At 45.4% G+C, this 3,591-nt stretch carries 4 protein-coding genes; all 4 read right to left on the bottom strand.

All coding sequences use genetic code 11. The features are described 5' to 3' along the window. A partial coding sequence (locus tag F6J99_RS43275; RefSeq protein WP_293123164.1) for a hypothetical protein occupies window positions 1-348 on the bottom strand: 348 nt, incomplete at its 3' end. Between the two features lie 57 nt (window positions 349-405). After that, window positions 406-603, bottom strand: coding sequence for a hypothetical protein (locus tag F6J99_RS43270; RefSeq protein ID WP_293123161.1), 198 nt, complete (start codon window positions 601-603; stop codon window positions 406-408). 590 nt (window positions 604-1,193) lie between these two features. Then, window positions 1,194-1,622: a hypothetical protein gene (locus F6J99_RS43265; protein ID WP_293123158.1), complete on the bottom strand. Its 429-nt coding sequence runs from the start codon at window positions 1,620-1,622 to the stop codon at window positions 1,194-1,196. Window positions 1,623-2,088: 466 nt separating this feature from the next. Beyond that, a complete protein-coding gene (locus tag F6J99_RS43260; protein WP_293123155.1) occupies window positions 2,089-2,607 on the bottom strand; it encodes an SPOR domain-containing protein in 519 nt (172 codons plus the stop codon). Between the last annotated feature and the right edge of the window lie 984 nt (window positions 2,608-3,591).

Genomic DNA, 3,591 nt, shown 5'->3' with positions numbered 1-3,591 from the left:
GAATGCTCCCATCTGAATGCGAGACCCTTGTGGGAATCGACCCAAAAAAGCACCAGGTACAATTTTCCTGGCATTTGCTAAACCACTAGAACTCCCGTCGTTGAGTATCACGTAATATTTGATTTTGCTAGATTGAGACGGTGGTGGTGCAGTAGTTTTCTGAGGGTTAACCACTGGCTGTTTAGGCAATGGTGCGGCAATCGAAACCGGTCGTGAAGCAGGCTGTGAATTGTTTTGAATTTCTTGCTTTGCTCTAGAGCCAATTTGATTCTGTACATCGAGTTGCTTTCTTTTTGCTTCTATTTTTGCTTGTTGCTGGCGAGCTTCATTAATGATTCGATTTAACATAGGCACGCCAATAGCCACATGGAATGCAAATTGCTATTCTGAGCATAGTTCAACACATCAACCCACCGACCCTGTTCTAGTCGCTGGTAGAATCAGATCAAACTTACGTTCAAAGGTTACCCATTCCTTGTGCCATTGGTCAATTTTGGTTTGGGCACCATTGAAAGCGGCACTACTAGGGAGAACATCTTGTGCGATTGGCCGTAGGCCACGCCAAAGGCGATTAGCCCAAATGGCTACGCTACGCGATCGCAATTGCCCCCTTGATATTTCCTGCCTGATCGTTTTACACTGCCCTTGCCAAAATCAGTGACCCATTATCACGCCTCTTGCCGATATCTGGCCGGTCAGACAATGGTGGCATGAGAAAAAACCGCTTATACAAGCGCCAATTCGTTCGGGACACTATGCCTTGCGCGGGAATCCCTCGGAAGACCGTGGAACGGATGCTTGAAAATGTGGCGAGGCATCATTAGCACGGTGCGCCCATTGAGCGCATTGAGGCATATTTTCTACGCTGGTGGCGATGGGTGAAAGGTGGGATTTCTGCGAAATTGCTGAGCGTATTTCTATCATGTTTTACCCTTCGGTTGATCGGAATGACTCAACCCCCAGGTTATGGGTGAACCGGGGGGTCTGGGTGAGCGAACCGATGATTAATCTATATCGGTTTTAACGGTCAGAGTTTCCTGCTTACTTTTCTGTGCTGGCCGGTTTGCCAGTTGACGATGCCCCCACTAGGGAGACCGTTGCCTGGATTCCAGGGCCTAGGTTGGCGTCCAGGGTTTGTCCGTCCCACGCCTATTACACAAAACACCAGGCCTTGTTGTTCCAGCTCTTTGTCCTCAATATATAGTAGAACCGCATGCCGCTTCGAGTAGATCGTAATTATTTGATCGGGTTACTGTCACCAAAATCTTTGTTTCGCCGATATTCTGGACAAAGTCTAGGGTACGTTCGTTGACATCACGCTGATCGAACCAATCCATCAGATAACATTCGTCTCCCTCTAACTCTTCGGTGACATATTGACCATCCTTATTTTTCAGGCCGATATATCCCTGATCAATATTTAAGTTCTTTACTACCGCACTGGCTTCCATCGTATAGTCCCTCGATTTATCTAGCACTACCGTGTCATACTTATCTAAAAATTCAATACATGGTAGGTCCTCTGGATAGATACAGTAAATATTTTCGGCCATTGCCATCGACGGGGTGATTAGCACACAAAACGCTATAAACCCTGACAACAGTATGGTGCCGTACCGCATGATCGTGTTTAGCATGTCTCGTTCAGAAACCTTTATGTAGATGTACTTACACCCTTGTACCGGAAACGACGACCTTAGTCAAGTGATTTCTTTTTCCCTTAATTCAACTTATTATACCAGACTCTTTAGCTACTCTAGGTTAACGGCGATCACATCGGATCACATCCTCCTCTTTTCACTCATATATGGTAGTGTTAGATCAGATATTTCACATTGTCATTGTCGGCAAGGGGAATCCCATCAAAGTTTCGTTGAGTAATAACCTTACCCCTTGATTTTTTCCATCATTCCGTTGAGAATCAACACCCCAATGATTATCGGCCTCATATCCCTGATTCTTTATCTAATCAATCATCCTCCACCAGTCTCCCTCTTCGCTACCCGAACAACCAATTAACCTTGGCCTAAAGGCCACGCTACGCGAACAACCTGTTAACCTTTAACCAAATAACCTTTAACAAAACCATTAAGGTCGATAGATTGAAGCAGACATTCCTTGTTGACGTAGTTGGTTAGCAAAAGCATTTGCCTTGGCTTCATTTTTGAATGCTCCCATCTGAATGCGAGACCCTTGTGGGAATCGACCCAAAAAAGCACCAGGTACAATTTTCCTGGCATTTGCTAAACCACTAGAACTCCCGTCGTCCAGTATCACGTAATATTTGATTTTGGTAGATAATGACGGTGGTGGTGCAGTAGTTTTCTGACCGGTAACCACTGGCTGTTTAGGCAATGGTGCAGCAATAGAAACCGGTCTTGGAGCAGGCTGTGACTTGTTTTGAATTGCTTGGTTTGCTCTAGAGCCAATTTGATTCTGTACAGCGAGTTGCTTTCTGTTAGCTTCCACTTTAGCTTGTTGCTGCCGAGCTTCAGCAATGATTCGATTTAACTTCTGACGCCAATGTGCTGGCAAATTGCTGTTCTGAGCATAGTTCAATACATCAACCCACCGACCCTGTTCTAGTCGCTGGTTTAATCTTATCAAACTTACGTTCAAAGGATACCCATTCATTGTGCCATTGGTCAATTTTGGTTTGGGCACCATTGAAAGCCGCACTACTAGGCAGCACATCTTGTGCGATTGGCCGTAGGCCACGCCAAAGGCGATCGCTATTGCCCCCAAGATATTTCCTGTTGGTGCAAGACGTGGTGACTAGGCTATTGGTTTTCGACCTCGGGTTTAGGAATTGCTAGGAAGACCGTGGCACGAATGGTTGAAAATATGACTCGGCTTTATGAGCGTGGTGCGCCCAGTGAGCCCATTGAGGCATATTTTCAACCCTGGTGGCGATGGGTGAAAGGTGGGATAAATTCGCAAATACTGAGCGGATTTCCTTCTTGGCACACCCTTAGGTTGTTCGGAATGACCCAAGCCCCTGGTTCAGGGTGAACCAGGGTGCCTGGGTGAGCTCAATGGTTGTTACGAGCAATCAGTCGATTTCGTCGCTGTGCGTTTCTCAATGCAAGACTTGGTTATCATAACTCGCCACAAGCTGAGCAGTTTTGGTTTTCCTACGACAATATGCCAACTAATTCATCGAAACTATCAGGACAAAACCTATGTCTTTGCATAGCGGCGGTTTATTGATCCCGCTTGAACCTTACTTGCCTCTGTGTCTATCGGTTTCTTTCACTGAGGCTAATAATTTGGTGAATAATTAAGTTCACCATCGATATCATATATCAGCCATTTGGTCGCTCCACTTGTATGTATGATTTTTGGGGCATACAGGTCGATCAGGTTTTTACTTCCATCTTCGAGGTTAATCATATAATACGACGCATACTTGTCTTTTGGGCTCACCTCCAGGTAATCAGGCAACTCTTCATCTTCTGTATATATATATAATCGCTCGTAGGGTGATAATACCTGGGGGGGCGACAAGCGCCCCGTAACCCTTGATATATATTAAATTGAGCGAATTATGGTAAAAAAAGATAGGTCAGAAATTGTCAAGACGACCTATCA

Origin of the sequence: Moorena sp. SIO4G3 (assembly GCF_010692305.1) — a bacterium.
GTDB classification, from domain to species: Bacteria; Cyanobacteriota; Cyanobacteriia; order Cyanobacteriales; family Coleofasciculaceae; genus Moorena; species Moorena producens_A.
The sequence above is the reverse complement of the archived record's forward strand: the minus strand, read 5'-3'. Positions and strand labels throughout refer to the sequence as shown.

Bases quoted from the DNA above. Each gene is read 5' to 3' on its own strand.
- F6J99_RS43265 (WP_293123158.1), bottom strand. From the start codon at position 1,622: ATGCGGTACGGCACCATACTGTTGTCAGGGTTTATAGCGTTTTGTGTG.